Genomic DNA, 22,009 nt, shown 5'->3' on the forward strand with positions numbered 1-22,009 from the left:
ACTCCATATTTTTTATCCTATGCCATTCCAAATGTTACAAATCTCAAAATACGCCCAAACATTGATAACTGCTTATAATTATTCTGAGCCAAAATATCCACAGTTCCTACAACTTTATTATCATTTGACAGCACTTCCAGCTTACCAATCACATCACCTTCAGAAATTCCTTGTTTTTCAGCTGTAACTTGTAAATCCTTTATTTCAAATTTGTAATTTGTATTGTCAATTTGATATACATTGCTTGAAAGGATACCGCTTATTTCCTTTTGTTCAGCATTTTTCACTTTAAATTTGCTTCCTATTTCCTGTCCTGCTTTATAAACTGGAATCATTCTTTTTTCCAGCTGTGCAAATTCTCTTTTCTGATCTTCAGTCCTGTCATTATCCGTCTTATTCCCCAAAGTTACTGAAATAATTTCAAGGTTTCCAATTTTACTGGAAACAATCATATTGTATCCTGCCTGTGCATGAAATCCTGTTTTTAATCCATAAATACCAAATTGATCCAACAGATGATTTCTGTTATTATAAACTACATCTTCTCCTTCAGAATTATGCAGAACTAATTCAGATTCTTTCATCCATGCTCTTAATCTTTCATCTCTAATTGCTCTTTTTCCAAGAAGATACATATCATATGCTGTAGAAATATCCATATTTTTCTTTGTCATAGAAGATGGCAGCCCCGCTGGAGTATAATAATGTGTATCCTTCATTCCAAGTTCTTTTGCCTTCTCATTCATCAATTTTACAAAATTATCATAATTTCCGTGTCCAATGTGATATGCCACTAAATATGCAGCATTATTAGCAGAATAAATAATTTCTGCACGTAATAAATCTCTTAATGTATAACAGTCACCAGCTTTTGCATTTAACCAGCTTCCTCCCATATTCACTGTTTCAGGTGTAAAACATACTTTATCATCAAGTTTTGCATTTCCTCTATCCACTTGATCAAGTGCAACAAGAATATTCATAACCTTTGTAAGTGAAGCTATTGGATGTTTTTGTCTTGACATCTTATCCTTCAAAACTTTTCCATCTGTAGTTGCAATATACTTTATTACTTCTCCAGAATATTGCGAAACACCCTCTTGCTCGTGTTCTATCGCTTTTACAACTTTTCTTTTTGGAGCAGGAGTACTATCATTATTTTTTGTAGATTTATTTTTATTACTAACTTCTCTTGTTGTATTATCTTTTAAATTTTTCTGATTTACAATTTTTAATTGTTCATTACTTTTTTCAAATTTTTTCTTTTTCTCTCTTCTTGTTCCTTTTCTTTTTACAGTTTGATATTCAAATTCACTACGTCTTTCATTATTTTCTTTCACAACTGAAGAATTTTTTTTCTCTTCTCTAATTATAACACTATTTTCCTTTGGAGCAGCACTCCCACCTTCCTGTTCACCTTCAGCATAAACTAGCGACGCAAGTAATGCAACAACTCCCAAAACCAAAACTCTTTTTACTCTCTTAACCATTCTTTTCCTTTCTTATATTATTTAAAATTAATAATTATGACGAACCACTTTAAAACAAACTTAAATACTAAATTCTATTTAAAATATTTAAATAAGAAATAGTATAAAATAAAATTTAAAAATTATAATATTATTTTTTAAAATTCTCTAAATTATATTTACAATAATCCCGAATTTCACATATATCACATTTTGGACTTCTAGCAATACACTTATCTCGCCCGTGTAAAATCATATAATGTGAATACACAAACCAGTCCTTTTTAGGCACAAATTTCATAAGTTCCCTCTCGATAATTTCAGGGTTTTCACTTTTTACAAATCCAATACGGTTAGACACCCTTTTTACATGCGTATCAACTACAATTCCCTCGCGAATGTTCCAAAGTTCACCCAGAACGACATTTGCAGTTTTTCGACCTACACCTGGCAATTCCACCAGTTTTTCCAGTTCTTTCGGAATTTTGTCACCATATTTTTCCAACATCATTTCAGCATTCAATTTTATATTTTTAGCTTTATTTCTGTAAAATCCCGTTGACTTTATGTACTTTTCCAATGTTTCCAAGTCCATTTTCCTTATATCCTTAGGTTCCTTTATAACTTTAAAAAGTTCCTTTGTAACAATATTCACACGTGCATCAGTACATTGAGCCGAGAGAATCACCGCAACCATCAGCTGATAAGGTGTCTCAAATTCTAAAGCTGCTTTTGGATTTCCAAACTTTTCCTTTAATATTGGAAATACCTTTTTTAATCTTTCCTTTTTTGTCATTTCTCTCTCCAAAATTTAAAAAAAATATTTTTACATCTTTTCCAAAATAAATTTTATAACTTCCAAAATAAAAAAATGTATCGGATAAAATAAATAAAAAAAGTACTTCATACTTCTTCCCTTTTTTCCATTATACATAAAAATAAACACTAATGAAATTAATGAAAACAATTGAGTATCAGGCAAATCAAAGACCTTTGGAAAAATTACATTATAAATATTTAGTACAAGAAAATTCATCAAAATTTTAAATTTATTATTTCTAAAAATATTAAAATTTATAATAACTAAAATCCCATATATTCCATAATCCAATTTAAATTTTTGTGAAAGAAATAAAACAAATCCAATTAGAATAATTTTTAAAATTACATTCATCTTTTTTAAATTAAAAATATAGATAGACAAAAGACCTAAAAATAATGTAAAAAAAATATTCATTGGATAGTCATAACCAAATAGGATTGATGGCATTTGAATACTAACAGCAAAAATAAATAACCTTAAAAGATACTTTTTCAAACTTCGAGTATGCACATACCCTTCATTAAGCGTAAATGCAAATATCGGAAATGCAATTCTTCCAATAACATTTAAAATCTCACTTCCACCAACTATATAATGATAATGATCCAAAAACATTGTCACTATCCCAATTATTTTTAAAATAAATAAACTCAATTCATCTCCTAAATTTAATATTGAAAACTATGATAACAAGTCTAAAAAATATGACTATTCTGATAAATATATCATATTTAATAATATCATTTTTTTAGTTTAATTTCAAGAATTTTTTTAGAAATCTCTTTATACTAAATTCTATTTAAGAAATAAAATAATATTTATATATTCAACAATAAAAAACTATAATTCTCTAAAAGATAAAACTTCAAAACAAATCCATATTTAATAATAGAACATAGTATCAATATTTAATTTCAAAATAATATCCATATTTTTTAACAAAAAAAAGCAATCTATCTTCCACTTAGTGAACTGCTCCCGCTTTTAGAAGCGGGAGCTTCTTGGGAAGTATCTGCTTTTGCTAGCCAAATATATTTACCAAGCTCTTCGGACAGTCCCTGCCCTGTCTTCTTTTATTTTCCTAGTATTCCAACATTTCTTTTCCAACATCTCTTATATTCAGTGCCGCATTGTAATCTCTATCAATTTCAATCCCACAGCAATTACATTTATAACTTCTTTCTGATAATTCCAGTTCCTCTTTAACATTTCCACATTTACTACAAGTTTTCGACGATGGAAACCACTTATCTATCTTCAAAAATTGCTTTCCTAAAAACATCAGTTTATACTCAACCATCCTCAAAAACATTCCCCATCCATTATCTCCTACACTTTTCCCAAAATTTAATGCCTGGCTCATCCCTTTCATATTCAAATCCTCAACAACCACAGCATTATACGCTTCAGATAATTTTTTCGATAATTTATGTAGAAAATCTCTTCGACAATTTTTGATATATTCATGCAATTTTGATATTTTTTCTTTTTGTTTATACCAATTTTTAGAAAATTTTACTTTTCTTGACAATGACTTTTGTAATTCTTTCAATTTTTTCTCCAACATCCTAAAATATCTTGGATAATCAGCCCTTTGGTTTTCAGAACTGACAAATAATTCAGACATTGAAAAATCAAGTCCAATTACTTTATCACTACTTGGATTTTTTTGAATTTCTTTTTCAAATTCCGTCAAAACAGAAACATAGTAATTTCCATTACTCTTTGTCAATGTTACTGACTTTATCTTGTAATCCTTCGGTATTTCTCTATGATATTTTAATTTAACTTTTTTCAATTTTGGCAAAACCAAATATTTGTTTTCCTCAATTCGTATTGAATTATTCACACAATTTGTCGTGTAACTTTTAACATTATTCTTTTTAGATTTGAACCTTGGAAATTTTGCTCTCTTCTGAAAAAAATTTGTAAACGATCGTTTTACATTCAATTGAGCATTTGAAAGTGCTAGACTGTCCACTTCTTTTAAAAATTGGTTTTCACTTTTTAAACTGGCAGGTGTAATTATTTTATTTTTTCCAGTTTCTTCATAAATTTTATTCGCAGTATACAAAATTGTATTGTAAACAAAACGAACACATCCAAAAGTCTTGTTTATCAATAATTCCTGCTCTTTATTTGGATAAATTCTATATTTGAATGCTAAATTATATTTCATAAAATTACACCTCCTTTTGACTTTGAATATTATTTCTTTAGAAATTTTATCATTAATGATTTCTCTTCAATATTTTATACAAAAATTTTATCATGGATGTATCCTTTTTTTCAATTTTTTTTACAAAAAAAAGCAATTCATCTCCCACTTATAGAAGTTGGAGACTTCTTGCTATCTTTTGTTAAAATAAAAATATTTAAAATGCTGTTACTGTTGCTAAAAATCCAAAAATTACTCCTGGTAAGTTTGCTGCTGATAATGGATAATCTTTTTGTTCTTTTAAAAGTCCATAACTTGTCCATATCGCACAGTTAATAGTAGCTGCCAGAGGTTGTAAAAAAAATGTTTTGTGACCGTGTAAATTTCCCATAATTTGGGGAACATAAGATACATACATTATTACAGAAAGTAATGTTCCAAGCCATCCTAAAATTTTTAAATTCTTTTCACTCATATTTTCCTCCAATTCATTATATTTTAATCAGGTCAATTTAACATTTCCCAACTGAAAATATAACATCTAAATTTTTTTATATCTTATTATTATAACATTTTTTATTTATAATTTCAAATAAATAATTTTTAGTTTTTTGTTAAATTACAATTTTTTTTATATTATTTTTACTTTTCTGTTGCACTTAGCTTAACAATACATTTTTTTAAATTTTTACTTGACATTAAGTAAAAAATTCGATATAATATTTTTGTTAGTTTTGCCGCTTTAGCTCATCTGGTAGAGCAACTGACTTGTAATCAGTAGGTGGTTGGTTCGAGTCCGACAAGCGGCACCACTTTAAAAATATCACTCATATTATAAGTTTAGAGCTATTTTATTTCGGTAAAATAGTTTTTTTATTTACAAATTTTTGAACATGCTAACTTCGATTCCTTTTGTATCAAACTGTAAAACTTTATAACTTGAAAAGAATAACAATCATAAAAATTCATAGTAATATTACTTTAAACTTATTTTACATTTTATTCATTTATAAATCTCGTTTTTTTATATTCTAAATTATTCAAAATAATTTCAATTCTTCTATTATTATATCTCCCTTCTACAGTTTCATTTGTATCCATAGGCATCTCTCCACCTTTTCCTATAATTTTCTCAATAGAAAATCTTTTATCAAGCCCATATTCTCGTAATAATTTAGCCACATTTCTCGCCCTTATCAACGACAATTTCAAATTATGCTTTTTTGAACCATATGAATCTGTATGTCCTATAATTTCAAGTGAACCTTTTTCCATATAAGTATTAAGCATATTTGCAATATACTTCAAATTATAACTTTCAGCTTCATTCATTTTTTCTCCATCCACCTTAAATCCAAGAATTACACATTTTCCCTCTGTTATATCACAAGGTGGAAAGCCACAAATTATCTGAGTTGTCATTGGTGGTTCAATTTTCTCTTTTTCTTCCAAAATTTCTCCTGTAAATGTATTTACACTTACTATTCCCATCAAAAATATAATTAATTTTTTCATCATCTTATTTCCATCCTCTTCTCAATTTAAATAAAATTTCAATTTTATTTACTTTCTGAATTTTTAAATTCTATGTCAATAAAAATAAAACTATTTTCTTCGATTATTATCACTCCTTAATATTTTTTTAACTAAAATTATGCCCTATCTTTTTTAAAAAAAAAAGAAAAATCTGATGAAATCAAATCTTTCCTTTTATATGAACCGCTCCCGATTTTAGAAGCATAAGCTTCTTTGGAAATATATCCTTTTGTTAGCTGTATATATTTACCGAGCTCAACGGATAGTCCCTACTCTAGTGTATTATAGCTATTTTTCGCAATTCATCTTCAAATTATAGAACAAGGAGATTTCTTGCTATCTTTTTGTTAAAATATTATTTCTTAGTTTTTTTAACCAATAATTTATTATGTTCCTTTATCACTTCATTGAAATTTGCAAGTAAATTTTCTGGCGTTCCTTCCTCAGTCTGGGCAAAGAAACTGTCGCTTACTGATGAATGTGAGGCTTTTTCCTTTTTCTCTATTCTTTGAATAAATACATTTACAGACTGATTAAATTTGTTGGCTTTTTGGACAAATTCACTGTGATCTCCAGGTGTATATCCTTCCTTTTCAAGCTGTTTTGTATTTTTTAAGGATTTTTCAAATTTTATAAGAGCCTTATCCATTTTTTCTTCCATTTTCTTAAATTGTTTAGCATTTCCCTTTAAAATAAAGTCACTTGCATCTAATTCTTGTTTATGTATTTCTTTTATAATCTTTTCACCTTCAATAATAAACATGAATTGATTATATGTAATGAATTGTCTTCGTTTATCATAATCCTTTATCATTAATTTTTTTATCTCATCAGATTTTTTTTCAAATACATTCTTATAATTTTTAGTAACTTGATTATACTTATCCAAAGTTGCAAGTAATTGTGTATGCAAAACCTGTGCCTTTTCATAATTATCCTTCAAATATTCTTTGTTTTTATAATATGTTCTCATTTCATCTGTAATTGGCATCATTTTTTCAAGTATTGGAATCATTGCAATTGCCTTTTTATCCAGTTCATCTTTTTCCTTACTAGTTTCCAATTCCTTCAATTTATCAATAAAATTCTTATCAATCGCAATATCTGCTGTAATATCTTCATTTTGAATAGTTCTAAATTTTTTATCTGTTCCAGCATCTTCAAAATAATACAAAAGTCCCTTATCAATATTGAGTATTCTGTTATAAAAACGTATATGCTTACTGTATTTATCCTTATTTCTACTCAATATTTCCTGTTCCTTGGAAACTCCGCTCAATGACTTTTTTTCCACTTTTCCCGATACCATTGATAAAAACACTATTACCAATAATCCTATCATTATTATTCCAATTTTCTTCATATAATTGTTCTCACTCCTCCTTCTGATTTATAACAAATTTATCTTAAAACTCAATCTAAAAAGTTGTAATCATTCCACCAATTTCTAGCATTTAATATAATTTCCAGGCAATTTTTCATCTAAATTTCTTTGAGTTTTATTTTAAATCCATTTTACTTCCTTAGTACAATTATAATAATTTTTATACATAATGTCAAATAAAAAAATATATTTTTGAAAAATTTTAAAATATATGCTATACTAAACTTATCAATCAAAAATGTTAAATATCTATTTAAATCATTTAAATAAAATCTACAATTTAACATCAAATTAAAAAAAAGGAGAATGATTCAAAATGAAAAAAATACTACTTATTATCTCAATGTTTATGGTATTTATGATTGGTTACGGAAAAGAAAAGGCACTTGATGTAAATATGGAGGCTGGAGCTAAAATTCCTAGTTTTCAATTAAGGGACTTCAGCGGAAAATACACAAATAGCAGAAAAATATTTAATAATGGAAAGCCTACATTATTAGTTCTAGCAGCAGAATGGTGTCCATATTGCCGTTCAGAATTGCCTGATGTTCAAAAATTTTATGAAGAAAATAAGGATAACGTAAACGTAGTAGTTGTATTTACAAGAAGAAAAACAAATTTATCAGAAACTAAAAAATATGCAGAAGAAAGCAAATTTACTTTCCCAGTTTACTACGATGCTGATGATTCAATAATGAAGGGATTCAAAGCAAACAGTATTCCATACAACATAAAAATTGAAAATTCAAAAATTCAAGAAATTTTAGGTGGAACTATGCAATATGATGCTATAAAATCAGCATTTGGCATTGAATAAATTTATTAATTAAGTTTCAGTTTTTAAAATTTATCAGGATTTAAAGTTTTGTGCTTTAAGTCCTTTTTTTATGCTATTTTCCATTAAAATAACAGATTTATTATAACACAAGGGGCAAGACCCCTTGTTTAAAAAATAGACTATAATTTCTCCTTTTCAAAAGGGATTTAGTACTAAATAAATTTAGTACTGATTCACAAAATTAATATAATTTTGTTCCACATTCTGGACAAAACTTGCTTCCATTTGTCTTTGTTCCACATTCTGGACAGAATTTTGGAGCAGCGGTATTTCCTGCCGGATGATTATTTTCTGATGGCTGCTGATTATTATTGAGGGCTTGGTTCTGCTGATTCATTTGATTTGCCATTTGCTGTCCCATCATCATTCCCATTTGCATACCTGCAACGTTTCCAGCCATATTTCCTGCACCTGTTCCATTTTCCATAGAGTCAGCCATTGCCATTTGAGTATACTTGTTTACATCTCCAACCATACTTTGTCCTGCTGCCTTTTCCTGCATACGTTTTATTTCTTCTGGATAATTGAAGCTGGAAATAGTGAAGCTTGGAATACAAAGCCCGATTTTTCTCATCTCAAAATCCATATCTTCTTTAATCCCATTTCCAATTTCATAAGAATTTGCCTGAAGATTGAACATATCCTTTCCTTCTCTAACTATCCATTTCATAAGCAGCTGATCCAGCATTGAGATTACTCTTTCTTTTACATCATCAATGTTATACTGCTGTTTAATTCCAGCAATTTTATCAATAAATACATTATAGTTATCAACTTTACAAGCCATTACACCAAATGCTCTTATTGGCATTCCTCCTGGAAGTCCTGGTGCTGGAATATTAATAGCATTTTTAGTTCCCCATTTTACAGTAACTTCCTTTGTATTGATAAAAAGCACTTCGGCTCTCATTCCTGAATTAAATCCAAACTTAAATCCTTTTAATGTCGACAAAAAAGGAACTATTTGTGAAGCGACATCATAACTGCCTTCATCTTCAAAAACACCTTCTATTTTTCCATTAAAAAGAAAAATTGCATCTTGTCCAGGTCTTATAATCAATTTTGATCCTTTTTTTATTTCTTTATTTGACCATTTCCAAAAAAGAGTTTCATCATTATACTGCTCCCATTCTATAATGTTAGCAAGCTGATTTCCAAATAATCCCATTATAAATTTCTCCCTTCAATTTTTATATTCCCATTTCCTTTTTTAATCTTTCAAGCTCATCATCAACCGCAGATGAATTTTCCTTAGACTCCGCATCATCATATTTTTTCATAAGGTCATCTACTCCATCTCTTTTGGGAGAATCAAGTTCTATACTTGCATTTGCTTCATCTAACATTCTGTTAGCTTTTTCTTCAACAGAATTAAATGCATCCATTTTTCCGCTTATGCCAGTAGAAGATGATAATTTACTAATTTTTTGAGCAGATTTTGCCATTTTGATTTTTGCCTTTATTTCATTTCTTCTGGCATTAAGTTTTTGTATATCCGATGTAAGTTTATCATGCATTTCTCTCATTTTTAAAGAGTTTTCAACCGCAACCATTTTTTCCTTTTCAAGCGATTCTAATTTTATTTTAATAGATTCCTTTTTTTCCAAAAACATTCTAGCATCAGCTTCATTTCCAGCTTGAAGGGCTTTTTTCGCATAACTTTCCATTTTTTTTATTTCATCTTCACATTCCAAAACTTTTCTTTTTGCTGCACTTTCCTGTGCCATTACAGCAACTGTTTCAGCCTTTACACTCCCAAGATCCTTTTCCATATCCCTTAAATACTGATCTATCATTTTTTCAGGATCTTCCATTTTATCCAGCACCGCATTAATATTCGATGCCATTATTGTTTTAAATCTTTCTAAAATACCAGCCATTTTTAATTCCTCCAATATATTTTTTTATTTATTCATATAGTAAAATAACAATCCCAATGCTATTACAGCCAATATAACTACAATGGCTATTTTTACAGCCGATTTTGGATATTCCCCAACTATTTTCCCATTTTCCCCATTTATAACAATTTGATAAGATTTTCCATTAAATGAATAAGACATTGAATATACAGGTAACAATAAAAGCCTGTAATATTCATCGTTCCAATAAACAGAATATCTTATATCTCGTACTCTATCGTATCTTCTTAGCACATCTGAAGAAATTGTATTGTAAATTTCATCTTCCATTTTTACTTTAGCCTCTTCATAGCCTTGCCTCATGGAAATTTTAAAAATTTCAGAATTGTACCCTGACAAATATCTTGAATCAAAATTTATCGTATTTTCCACATTAAATCCTCCAAGACTTTTTAAAAGCCTGTCATTTAACGTTCTGGAAGCTCTCATTATGACATTTCTGAATTTATTTTCAACTTCTCCACTTACATAATACCAGTCTGTAACTATCCTTGTCTTCGTCTTTCCATCCTCTTCGTAAGTTTCTGTCCTGTCAATCCCTCCCTGAGCAGTATATTCACTATCTGCACTATTGTCAAAAGACCAGTATGGAAGATATATTCCAGTTACTTTTCCGCTTTGATACAAATTTTTTAAAACATTTGGAGCAAACCATCTTCTTTTTATCCAATTTGAAAAAAGATTTCCAATTTCTCTTTTATCCACAATAAAAGGTCTTATTCCATCAGGTTCTAATACAGATACCGCCTTTTCGCTCAACACGATATTTGTATCGCAATAAGGGCATTTTTTTGAAGTTTCAAGTGGTCCCATCTCGACCATAGCTCCACAGGAACTGCATTGAACAATAGTTTTTTCTTCAGATATTTTACTTTTTATCCTTTTTTCATAATCATCTATATCATGTCTTTTATGTGTAAAAACTTTTGGCAATTCTTCTTCTGTTTCACAATTCTCACATTTCAGATTCCCAGATTTTGGATCAAACCGCATCATTCCACCACAATTTTTACATCTAAAATCATCACTTTTCATTAAAATTACTCCCGAACTTTTATTAAATAAAATAATATCAAATTTAATAAATAAACATAGAATCTCCAAAGCTATAAAATCTATATTTCTCTTCAATAGCCTTTTTATAAGCCTCAAAAATAAATTCTTTTCCACCAAATGCTGAAATTAGCATAATTAACGTAGATTTCGGCAAATGAAAATTTGTAATTATCGCATCAGCAATTTTAAATTTATAATTTCCATAAATAAAAATACTTGTATTTCCTTCATCTGCCATAAGTTTCCCGCTTTCATCAACAGCTGACTCTAATGTTCTTACCGATGTTGTCCCTACTGCAATTACACGGTTACCCTTTTCCTTAGCCTCATTGACAATTTTAGCCGTTTCTTCAGGTACCCGGTATTTTTCACTGTGCATTTTATGATCCAGTATATTTTCTACCTGTACAGGTCTAAACGTTCCAAGTCCCACATCCAAAAATACTTCTGCAATGATAACTCCCTTTTCACGAATTTTTTCTAAAAGTTCATTTGTAAAATGAAGTCCCGCAGTTGGAGCAGCGACAGACTCCCCTTCCTTTGCATATACAGTCTGATATCGGTTCTTATCCTCCAATTTCTCCATAATATATGGCGGAAGCGGCATTTCCCCCAACTTATCCAATATTTCCTCAAATCTTCCTTCAAAATTAAACTTTACAACTCTATTCCCATCTTTCTTAATTTCCAAAAGTTCCGCCTCCAGAACTCCTTCTAAAAATATGATTTTCTGCCCAATTTTCAACTTTTTAGCAGGTTTTAACAAAACTTCCCACGTATACAAATCATATCTTTTTAAAAGAAAACATTCAAGCACAACCCCATTTTCCTTATGCCCAAACAATCTTGCTGGAATAACTTTTGTACGGTTAATTACAAGAACATCATCTTTTTTTAAATAATCTATTATATTATAAAATTTTTTATGTTCCAATGTTTTTTCTGTTTTATTTGATACTAACAATCTTGAATGATCTCTTGGATTAACTGCATGCTGTGCTATCAGCTCTTCTGGCAATTCAAAATCAAAATCTGAAATTTTCATTTAACTTATTTTTCTCACTTTCTTTTATTTTTCTTATTTTAAAGGAAACAGGGAATTTAATAATTCCCTGCCAATTTCCACAATTTTTATTTGTTTTTAAATATATCTATTAATATGCACTTCCAATTTCAAATGTTTTATAAGTGTCTACTCTGTTATACCATCCTTGTAACCATCTGCTTTCATTTCTTGGAGCATTTTTTACACGTCTTGCCAATATGTCTTTAGCAGAATTACTAAATTCTACCAATGCACTTTGTCCAGTTGCTGTTCCTTTCATATTTTCAAGTACTTGTCTTAATCCCCAAGCAACATTGTTATATGATGAAACACCTTTCAATCCTTCACCTTTAAAGTTTACATAATCAATTAACGCATATAGCCCATTGGGAGTGTTTACCATTCTTTCAAATTGATTTTTTAAATTTTCCTTATTTGAAGAAGCCTGTATCATTTTATCAAGCGAATTTTTTAATCTGTCATAAATAAACATTACCTGAATATCTCTTGTATTGTCAAAAAATGCGATTAATTCTTGAATATCTTTATCCCCATTAGCCTTTTTAGCCATCAACTCTGATTTGCTGTTCCAAGGAGAATGTTTAAATTCTGCAAGTAATTTTGGCAATGTAATACCTTTTTCCTTATAATAGGCAATCATATCAGGCAAACTGTCTCCAAATCCACTTCTTCCACCGCTAGCCTTAAACCACGTGAAATGTCCAATTCCAAGTGACGGAAAATTTTCTCCATCATTCCAGTCAACTAGATTATTTCTAACCCCGCCAGTTTCATTCTGGAAAATTTTCTCAGCTACAGCAAGTAATTGCTCTCTTGATAATTTCATATCAGGTGTCCCTTGCTGAGTTTTTCTGTTCGCTGTGTAAGTATTTGCATTTGGACGCTCATAACTTCCACTATCACGCATATTTTTTAAACTTGTATTTACATTTAAATCTATGCTTTTATTATTATATTGATTTTTAATTAATTTTTCCAATTGAGAATTATTAGTTTTAGTTGAAGCTACCGATGCAGGTTCTTTTTTAGGCGTACTTACGCTTTCAATGTTCCCTTTTAACGACACCTCCTTAATATTTTCATTTCCAAATGATATTATTGAGTACACTAAACCCAATAATGATACTCCTGTTCTTTTAAAAAATCTCCTATCACTAATCATTAACTCATCTCCATTCTTTTTTAATTAAATAATTTTTATATTTTTAAAATATCAAAAACTATTTAATGTTTAACTAATTTTCAATTTTATTTATAATTTTTTGTCCTATAACAACTCTATCCAATCCCGCTAAATCCTGTATAACATCAATATTTTTAAAACCAAAATTTTTCATGATTTCTGAAACATTTTTTCCCTGCTTATAGCCAATCTCAAATAACAAATATCCAAAATCAGCCAAATAATCAAATGCCTTCTGACAAATTTCATAATAAAAATATAATCCGTCATTTTCTGCAAAAAGTGCTTCGCTTGGCTCATGTAATAAAGTGTCATCTGACATAATACCAACTTCATTAAGGGAAATATACGGCGGATTTGACACTATCATATCAAACTGTTTAAATTCTACGTTTTCAAATAAATCAGATTTTAAAAACTTTATATTTGAAACTTTTAAAATCTCTTTATTTTTTTGAGCAGTTTCAAGTGCCTTTTCAGAAATATCTACACCTAACACATAAGAACTTTCTACTTCCAATGCAGCTGTTATCCCTATTATACCACTTCCAACTCCAATGTCAAGTATTTTTGGATGCACTTGATTTTTTGAAATTTTAGTTTTTAAAATATCAATCATTTTTTCTACCAAAATTTCTGTATCTTGACGCGGAATCAAAACCCCTTTATCAACATAAAATTTTCTTTTATAAAATTCCTGCTCATTTAGCAAATATTGAACTGGAAACTTTTCACGTCCAATTTTTTGAATAAAATATCTGATTTTCTCGATTTTTTCATCTTCAATATCATCTCTATACTTTGTAAAAAGCATCATTCTGTCAATATTCAAAACATGCGAAAATACAATTTCTGCGATTAATTTACTTTCTTCAATATCATTTTTTTCAAGATATTGAATACTTTTATCAAGCAGTAATTTTAATTGTTTTTCAGATTTTACTGCATTTTCAAAATTATTATCACCAGATATCTTCTTTTCTTTTAATTTATTTACTACTTCATTTAATTTCCCCCTGATTTTTTTTAATTCATCTTCTGATAATATTCGTTCAAATTCAGCATATAGCATAATTCTTTCCATTTTCATTATTTCAGCAATTATACTTTCCGCTGTTAATCGAGCATTTTTTACCTTTTGTTTTTTCAAATAATTAACCGATTTATTCAAAATATCCAGCAAATTATTCATTATTACTTCCAACCTCTTTCAATAATTCCGCTTGCTCATAAGCTATTAAGGCATCTATCATCTCATTCAGATCCCCATCCAAAATTCCTTCAAGTCTGTGAAGTGTCAATTTAATCCTATGATCCGTAACTCTTCCTTGTGGAAAGTTATAAGTTCTAATTTTTTCAGATCTATCTCCACTTCCAACTTGTGAACGTCTTTCATTTTCAACCGCACTTCTTTGTTTTTCACATTCCATTTCATATAATTTAGAAACCAGTACCTTCATTGCAGCTTCCTTATTTTTTATTTGTGAACGTCCATCTTGTGAAGTTACCACAAGTCCAGTTGGCAAGTGAGTAATTCTTACGGCAGAATCAGTAGTATTTACATGCTGTCCACCTGCACCACTTGATCTATACGTATCAATTTTCAAATCATTTGGATTAATTTCTACTTCACTTACATCATCTATTTCAGGTAATACCGCAACTGTAATTGTAGATGTATGAACTCTTCCAGAAGATTCAGTAGCTGGAACTCTTTGCACACGATGAACTCCACTTTCAAATTTTAATCTTGAATAAGCTCCGTGTCCTTTAATCAAAAATGTTACTTCTTTTAATCCGCCAACACCAATTTCATTCTTTTCAATGATTTCAGTTTTCCAGCGGTTTCTTTCTGCATATCTTGTAAACATTCTGAAAATATCAGCTGCAAATAATGCCGCTTCATCTCCACCCGCACCAGCACGGATTTCCATAATAACATTTTTATCATCGTTGGGATCCTTTGGAAGTAAAAGAACTTTTAATTCTTCCTCAAGATGTGGAATTTCTTCTTCAATTAAATGAATTTCTTCATGCATCATTTCTTTCATTTCGGTATCTTTTTCAGATTTCAAGTCTTCTTTTAAACCTTCCAATTCCTCTTTACGATCTTTGTAATATGTATACTTTTTAACAACCTCATCAATACTGTTTAAAGCCTTATTATACTCCATAATTTTCTTTGGATCTGATACAACTTCAGGATCCATAAGCATTTTTGTAAGTTCTTCATGCTTTAAAACAACATCGTCTAATTTTTGAAACATAATTTATTTTCCAACTCCTAAATTCTTAATTTTATTTAAACAATTTATAATCCAAATTATTTTTGAAACTTTTATATCAATTTTTTTGATTATCTAAAATAAATTTTCTCAACAATTCCTTTTTTAGATAACTTTTAACGTTAAGTATTATAGCACATTTTTTAATCTTTTTCAATTTTTAATTATACAAAATTCCAAATTGCATCATTATAAATAATATAACAAACGCAACTGAAAATCCAAGCAGTCCACCCAACAAAACTTCCCTAATACTGTGAATTCCAGACTTAACTCTACTTTGAGCAACTAATGCAGCCATAAAGAATCCCAAAACCAATATTCTTACATCTGAAGTCATAAATACAAGTATTCCAAAAGCCGCAAAAGCTATTGCACTATGTCCACTAGGCATACCTCCTTCAAGCGGTGTACCTTTTCTAAAAAATGTTTTTAAAACAATTACCAGAATTGAAACCAAAATTAATATCAAAATTGAAATATTACCTTTTCTTCCAGCAATAATATGTAACTTATTCGTACCATCAAAAATATCCAGCAATTTATCATAAAATAGCAGATAACCCACACAAAGTGCATTAATTGCAGCAACTAAGACCGCTCCAGCTGCTACATCCTTAGCCAATTTCGCAAGTGGATGCCGTTCAGGAGAAACCAAATCAACAATTGCTTCAACTGCAGTATTTATAAGTTCCGTAATTAATACAAATGAAACCGATAATGAAATTATCAAAATTTCTACTTTACTCGCATTTATAATAATCGCTAAAATTACAATAATAATTGCCGCAAGTATATGAACTTTCATGTGTTTTTCATTCTTCAATGATGAAATTAGCCCTTCAATCGCAAAATTAAAACTATCGACAAGTCTTTTATCCCTTGCCCTTTCCTTTTTTATATCCCAATTATATCTATTCTTTTTACGAAATAATGAAAATATTGATTTTTTCTTTTTTTTATTTTTATTTTTTCCCATTAAAATTTTTACTCCTTCCTAGATTTCTTATAAAAAATTTATCTCGTATAATTAAATTTACTCAAAATTTCTTCTTCTCGTCTTCTCATAACAACCTTATCTTCTTCCTCAATATGGTCATATCCCAATAAATGTAACATTCCATGACATAAAACATAGTAAAATTCACGTTCGTCAGAATGTCCATATTCACTTGATTGCTCCTTCACACGATCAATCGAAATTACAATATCACCCAACATATTAACTGCCCCAATATTTTCTGTTTCATTGTAAGCAAAAGAAATTACATCAGTTGGAGCATTTTTTTGGCGGTATTCTCGATTTATTTTCTGAATTTCCTCATTTGTTGTAATTAATAATGAAAGGTAGTATTCATTTTTATCAAAATCTTCACTATATTCATCTTTCAAAATATAACTTACAAACTTATTTATTTTTTCTTCATCAAAGAAACTATCAATTTTTTCAATGTTATAAGTTATATCTATTTCTATTTTTTTTTCTGCATTCACTTCTTTTTCCATTTTTTATATTTTCTCCATCTTCCAATTAGAGTTCGACAATCTAATTTATTTATTTTTCTTAGTTCTTTCATCCATTTTCGGATATTTTATTCTTTCATGATAAACACCTTGCAGTGTATTTATAAAGGATTGAATAACTTTTTCTAATTCTCCCAAAGTTAAATCAGAATCGCTTAATTGTTTATCTTCAATTTTTGATTTTACTAAATACCTAATAAAATTTTCTATTCCTTCCTTGCTTTTATTTTCAAGTGTTCTCGTAGCCGCTTCCACCGTATCTGCCAAAAGTATAATTCCAGATTCCTTTGTTTTCGGTTTAGGTCCACTATATCTAAAGTTACTTTCAACTACCTTTTCTCCACTTTCTAATGCCTTATAGTAAAAATATTGAGTCAAAGTTGTTCCGTGATGCTGTAAAATCACATCCAGTATTTCCTTTGGCAATTTGTTTTCTTTACCCATTATATATCCGTCTTTTGTATGGGAAGTCAATATTAATGCACTTAATGAAGGTTTTATCTTATTATGTGGATTAATTCCATCCCTCTGATTTTCCACAAAAAACTCTGGACGTTTCATTTTTCCAATATCATGATAATACGAGGCAATTCTCGCAAAAGTGGCATTTGCTCCTATACTTTCAGCCGCTCCTTCAGCTAGTGCTCCAACCATTATACTGTGATGGAAAGTCCCTGGAGCTTTTATAAGCAACTGTTTAAGCAACGTATGTGAAAAGTCACTTAATTCCAGCAATTTCATCGTTGTCAAAATATCAAAGTAATCTTCAAAATACGGTAATATCGCAAGTGACATCATCCCAGTCAAAATCCCTGAAAATACTGAAAATACAATCATTATCATTATTAATCCCAAATTCGACTGATTTACTAATCCATAGCTAAATGCCAATAATGCCTGAAATATCCCTAGAAAAAAACTCAATTTAATAATATCACTTCTACCAACAAGATCATCCGCCTTGTAAATTGCAATAAGTGAAACTGCTATTGTAACAAAAAACCATGATTCTTCCTGTGATAACATAATCATATTAGAAAATGTTATGATAATCGCATAAGTTTTATTTCCCAAAATTGTAGAAATAATCGGAAGCATCGCAAAAGGAAGCAAATAAATAAAAAATTGATTATTTAAAAATAAAACATAAATTACATTTACAATTATTATTGTAATTAATGTTGGGTAAAATGCATTCGATTCCACAACTTTTCTTACATTTTTTTTAAGAAGATAATGTATTAAAATTAAAAGTAATGAAAATGTTGTTGTCAGCCCAACTGCTTTTTTAAACTTATCTCCATTTCTTATCAAGTTCAGTTTTTCCAATTTCATAAATGCATCTGAATCAATTATTTCACCTTTTTTTACAATAATATCTCCTTTATAAATCTTAATTTCCTTATCCTTCAATGACATCATATTATCTGCAATTTTCTTTTTTGTAGCCTCTTCATTTATAACCAAATTTGGCTTTATAAAATTTTGAAGAACCTTCATATCTAGATTATCAGCTTTTATATCCTTTCTTCGGATTATTTTTGGTAAATTCTCCATTTTATAAATTCCTGTGCTGTAAATTTCAGACATAATTTCATCAAGATTTACAGAATATTCCACATTTTCGGTCCTTGCTGCTATTTCTCTAATATCAGCATTTGTAAATGTATACTTATTATCCTTTATATACTTTCCAATAGCCGCATCATCAGACAAATTCATATTACGTATATCCCGTAAAAATTTATTAAGAGCAATTACTGTCTCCCTATTTACGCTATTTATTTTATCATATTCAGGCTGTGTCGTTCTCATTATTTTTTCTTCAATACTGTCATCCAAAATATCCACAAAATACGACATATTTTTATAAGCTACAATATCAGATTTTGCGATACTTCCAACACTATAGTTTACATTTAGCCTTGACATTTCTATAATTATTCCAAATATCATAAATGTTATCGCCAAAATAGCAAATCTAAATATAAATCTATTTTTAATATAGGATTGGGATTCATTATTTTTTTTCTTTTTTTCCTTTATTTCAAAAAGAAATTCCCGCCCTAATATATTTACTTTCATTTTCCCTTTCCTTTCCTAAATTTTATAAAATTCCTTTTTTATATCCTAAGCCAATATTTTTTTATATAAAATTTTTACTTTTATAATTTTCTTTAAACATTCTATTTTATTCTCTTTAAAATCTCATTTTTACTTTTAACTACTCTATTTTGTGGTAAAGCAGCCAAAAATTTCTTTCCATACATTTTTTTTATTATTCTATTATCAAGAATAACTATATTCCCACTATCTGACTTACTTCTAATAAGCCTTCCAACTCCTTGCTTAAATTTAATCACAGCCTGTGGAACTTGATAATCATTAAACGGATTTTGCCCATTTTTTTTTATATTTTCAATAATAGCCTCTGTTACAGGATCATTTGGCACTTTAAACGGCAGTTTTGTAATAATTACTGATTTTAATTGATCTCCCTGAACATCAACACCTTCCCAAAAACTGTCTGTCCCAAATAATATCGGATTTTTAGAGTTCTTAAATATTTCAATCATTTCATGCCGTGGAAAATCATTTTGCTTTATAAGCGTATATTCCTTTTCAGAAAACCGTGTTTTTAACTGGTTATACAAAAAATTTAAAGCACTATGTGAAGTAAATAATAAAAAACAATGTCCTTTCGTACTTTTTATCACCCCTTCAATAAATTCTTCCAAATCCCTCATAAACTCAATATTCGTTGGATTAAGTGCATCTTCTGGAATATAGACTTTCATTTGCTTTTCATAGTCAAATGGTGATTTTACAATTTTTTCATCTATTTTTTTATGTTTTTCCTTCATAAGTCCAACGCTTTTTTTATAATAGTCAAACTTATTGTCAACAGCAAGTGTCGCTGAAGTAAAAATCATTCTATCCATTTTCATAAACAAATTATCATTTAGTTCATCTGAAATATCAAATGGTGTCGCATACAATTTCACATTTGGACGAACTGTCGTAACATTTGCCCAGTAAACATAGCCTTCCTCTTTCCCTTCCAAAATAAACTCAAACTTTTTATAATATTGCTTCAATCTTTCATAATATCTTGAAAATTCAAATAAGAATCCCTCTTTATCTTCCAAATTATAATTGCTCACTTTATTTAAAAATTTATTAATTTTTATAACTAAATTTCCATAAATTTCCTTAAACTGGCTATTTAATTTCATAGCCTCACAAAAAAATTTATTTCTTTGCATTTTCTCCTTATCAATTTTTACTTTAATTTCCTTGTTATCATTATTTTCCGAAAAAAGATAAGTTAATTTGTCAAAAATATCAATTCCCTTATCATAAAATTTATTCAGTTCCTCAACAACATCCTCCCGCAATTCATCGACTTCCTTATATTCTTCACTTGAAAGACTTTCATTCAAGTAAGTCAAAAGTCTTACAAGAGCCCCTCCATTGTTTGATTTTACAACACGCTTATTATAAATATTTCCCATAAGCCGTCCAAAGGAAATTTTTGACGTTTCAAAAGTAAAATAATTCCGAGCAGTATCTTCAATATTGTGAGCTTCATCAAAAACTACAATATCATAATTCGGTAAAATTGAATAATTTGTATAAAATCCTGTATGATTTCTAATTGCTAAATCGGCAAAAAACATATGATGATTTACAATAAGAAGTCTCGCATCTGAAACATTTCTTCTTGCATTAAAGAAATGACATTTTGAATAATACGGACACTTCACACCTTTACACATATCAGCTTCACTATTCACTTTTTCCCAAATACTATTTGGAATCTCATATTTCAACTCAGTCCTGTCACCTGTTTTCGTAACATTTTTATCCCATTCAATGAGATTTCTTATGACTTTTTTTTCTTTTTTTTCATATTCTGTATCTGTTTCCTTATCATCAATCTCTAAATTATAAAGTTTTCTTTTACAAAGATAATTTCCTCTTCCTTTTACAATTTGATAACTAAAATCCTCATCAATAATTTTTTTCAAAAGTGGAATATCTTTATTAATAAGCTGTTCCTGTAAGTTAATTGTATTTGTAGAAACAATTACCTTCAAATTATTTTCAATAGCATAAATTAATGTAGGCAAAAGATAAGCAATCGTTTTTCCCGTTCCAGTCCCAGCTTCAACTATCAGTTTCCTATTCTCATTCATACTTTTCTCAATAAATTTAGCCATCTCATACTGCTCCCGCCGTACTTCAAACTTTCCAAAATTTTTATGAATAATCCCATTTTCTCCAAAATAATCATCAATATCAATTTTTATAAATTCCCTTAAAGGCACAACCACACAAATATCATCCACATCATTATTTACAATATATGAAGCTCCACCAACTTCTCCATACATACTAGAAATATTCACATCCTCATCAGATGGAATCAGCACTCCAGATGGATGATTATGTATTATAACCTCATTTTTTCTCATCATATTCAGCAACGCAGCAACAGAGCCAGCATTTCCCCTAGCAATAACCTCAAACTCAGAAATAATCCCATTCTCATCAGGAATTCCCCTAAAAAATATCTCATTCCCGCCATATCTCTTTATTTCTGATCGCATCCCGCTTGCCGCTTTTTCACTAATAAATTCAGAAATTTTCATTTTTCCTCCTATACTAAAGATTTTACTATATAAAAAGTTTTTTTTCAACTTTTCTTTACAAAAAAATAACCATTGCTTATACAACAATGATTATTTACTTAGAAATTAAT

19 protein-coding genes and 1 tRNA gene are annotated in these 22,009 nt (G+C 29.0%); 2 read left to right on the top strand and 18 right to left on the bottom strand.

Annotated elements, in window-relative coordinates:
- Positions 1-17: 17 nt before the first annotated feature.
- The 5 genes from FVE73_RS07590 to FVE73_RS07610 all read right to left on the bottom strand — a co-directional run bounded on the left by FVE73_RS07590 (position 18) and on the right by FVE73_RS07610 (position 4,925).
- The gene (locus tag FVE73_RS07590) at positions 18-1,490 is read right to left on the bottom strand and encodes a D-alanyl-D-alanine carboxypeptidase family protein (RefSeq protein ID WP_018499551.1); all 1,473 of its coding nucleotides are present in this window, start codon (positions 1,488-1,490) and stop codon (positions 18-20) included.
- Between the two features lie 130 nt (positions 1,491-1,620).
- Positions 1,621-2,265: an endonuclease III gene (nth, locus tag FVE73_RS07595; protein WP_018499552.1), complete on the bottom strand. Its 645-nt coding sequence runs from the start codon at positions 2,263-2,265 to the stop codon at positions 1,621-1,623.
- A gap of 30 nt (positions 2,266-2,295) precedes the next feature.
- A complete protein-coding gene (locus FVE73_RS07600) occupies positions 2,296-2,946 on the bottom strand; it encodes a TraX family protein (RefSeq protein WP_018499553.1) in 651 nt (216 codons plus the stop codon).
- A gap of 427 nt (positions 2,947-3,373) precedes the next feature.
- On the bottom strand, positions 3,374-4,471 hold the full coding sequence (locus FVE73_RS07605; RefSeq protein ID WP_146997852.1) for an RNA-guided endonuclease TnpB family protein: 1,098 nt from the start codon (positions 4,469-4,471) through the stop codon (positions 3,374-3,376).
- 196 nt (positions 4,472-4,667) lie between these two features.
- Complete coding sequence (locus tag FVE73_RS07610; protein WP_018449618.1) at positions 4,668-4,925, bottom strand: SemiSWEET family transporter; 258 nt, start codon at positions 4,923-4,925, stop codon at positions 4,668-4,670.
- 261 nt (positions 4,926-5,186) lie between these two features.
- Between FVE73_RS07610 and FVE73_RS07615 the strand changes: the two genes are divergently transcribed.
- Positions 5,187-5,262 (top strand) — tRNA-Thr (locus FVE73_RS07615).
- 187 nt (positions 5,263-5,449) lie between these two features.
- Here FVE73_RS07615 and FVE73_RS07620 read toward each other — a convergent pair.
- Positions 5,450-5,968, bottom strand: coding sequence for an OmpA family protein (locus FVE73_RS07620; RefSeq protein WP_018499013.1), 519 nt, complete (start codon positions 5,966-5,968; stop codon positions 5,450-5,452).
- A 373-nt stretch (positions 5,969-6,341) separates the two neighbouring features.
- Positions 6,342-7,349 (bottom strand): YiiG family protein, encoded by a 1,008-nt coding sequence (locus FVE73_RS07625; RefSeq protein WP_018499014.1) that lies wholly within the window; start codon positions 7,347-7,349, stop codon positions 6,342-6,344.
- 337 nt (positions 7,350-7,686) lie between these two features.
- On the opposite strand from FVE73_RS07625, the gene FVE73_RS07630 reads away from it, so the two are divergent.
- The gene (locus tag FVE73_RS07630; RefSeq protein WP_018499015.1) at positions 7,687-8,187 is read left to right on the top strand and encodes a TlpA family protein disulfide reductase; all 501 of its coding nucleotides are present in this window, start codon (positions 7,687-7,689) and stop codon (positions 8,185-8,187) included.
- Positions 8,188-8,389: 202 nt separating this feature from the next.
- Here FVE73_RS07630 and FVE73_RS07635 read toward each other — a convergent pair whose 3' ends face one another.
- From FVE73_RS07635 to FVE73_RS07685, 11 genes are all read right to left on the bottom strand, one after another.
- Positions 8,390-9,376, bottom strand: a complete 987-nt coding sequence (locus tag FVE73_RS07635; protein ID WP_018499016.1) for an SPFH domain-containing protein — start codon at positions 9,374-9,376, stop codon at positions 8,390-8,392.
- 22 nt (positions 9,377-9,398) lie between these two features.
- Positions 9,399-10,088 (bottom strand): PspA/IM30 family protein, encoded by a 690-nt coding sequence (locus tag FVE73_RS07640; protein ID WP_018499017.1) that lies wholly within the window; start codon positions 10,086-10,088, stop codon positions 9,399-9,401.
- Positions 10,089-10,112: 24 nt separating this feature from the next.
- The gene (locus tag FVE73_RS07645; RefSeq protein WP_026239082.1) at positions 10,113-11,165 is read right to left on the bottom strand and encodes a hypothetical protein; all 1,053 of its coding nucleotides are present in this window, start codon (positions 11,163-11,165) and stop codon (positions 10,113-10,115) included.
- Between the two features lie 43 nt (positions 11,166-11,208).
- Positions 11,209-12,231: a tRNA preQ1(34) S-adenosylmethionine ribosyltransferase-isomerase QueA gene (gene queA / locus FVE73_RS07650; RefSeq protein ID WP_018499019.1), complete on the bottom strand. Its 1,023-nt coding sequence runs from the start codon at positions 12,229-12,231 to the stop codon at positions 11,209-11,211.
- Between the two features lie 109 nt (positions 12,232-12,340).
- Entirely contained in the window at positions 12,341-13,414 is a 1,074-nt protein-coding gene (locus FVE73_RS07655; protein ID WP_018499020.1) for a hypothetical protein, read from the bottom strand.
- A gap of 73 nt (positions 13,415-13,487) precedes the next feature.
- The gene (gene prmC, locus FVE73_RS07660; protein ID WP_018499021.1) at positions 13,488-14,627 is read right to left on the bottom strand and encodes a peptide chain release factor N(5)-glutamine methyltransferase; all 1,140 of its coding nucleotides are present in this window, start codon (positions 14,625-14,627) and stop codon (positions 13,488-13,490) included.
- A complete protein-coding gene (gene prfA / locus FVE73_RS07665; RefSeq protein ID WP_018499022.1) occupies positions 14,620-15,702 on the bottom strand; it encodes a peptide chain release factor 1 in 1,083 nt (360 codons plus the stop codon). The genes prmC and prfA overlap by 8 nt, the downstream gene beginning before the upstream one ends.
- Before the next feature lie 178 nt (positions 15,703-15,880).
- Complete coding sequence (locus tag FVE73_RS07670; protein WP_018499023.1) at positions 15,881-16,699, bottom strand: diacylglycerol kinase; 819 nt, start codon at positions 16,697-16,699, stop codon at positions 15,881-15,883.
- 38 nt (positions 16,700-16,737) lie between these two features.
- Positions 16,738-17,226: an rRNA maturation RNase YbeY gene (gene ybeY, locus FVE73_RS07675; RefSeq protein WP_018499024.1), complete on the bottom strand. Its 489-nt coding sequence runs from the start codon at positions 17,224-17,226 to the stop codon at positions 16,738-16,740.
- 45 nt (positions 17,227-17,271) lie between these two features.
- Positions 17,272-19,329 (bottom strand): HD family phosphohydrolase, encoded by a 2,058-nt coding sequence (locus FVE73_RS07680; protein ID WP_018499025.1) that lies wholly within the window; start codon positions 19,327-19,329, stop codon positions 17,272-17,274.
- A gap of 101 nt (positions 19,330-19,430) precedes the next feature.
- Positions 19,431-21,899 carry a helicase C-terminal domain-containing protein gene (locus FVE73_RS07685; RefSeq protein ID WP_018499026.1) on the bottom strand — a complete coding sequence of 823 codons (2,469 nt, stop codon included), beginning with the start codon at positions 21,897-21,899 and terminating at the stop codon, positions 19,431-19,433.
- Positions 21,900-22,009: the final 110 nt, after the last annotated feature.

This window comes from Leptotrichia wadei (genome assembly GCF_007990545.2).
Classification (GTDB): Bacteria; Fusobacteriota; Fusobacteriia; order Fusobacteriales; family Leptotrichiaceae; genus Leptotrichia; species Leptotrichia wadei.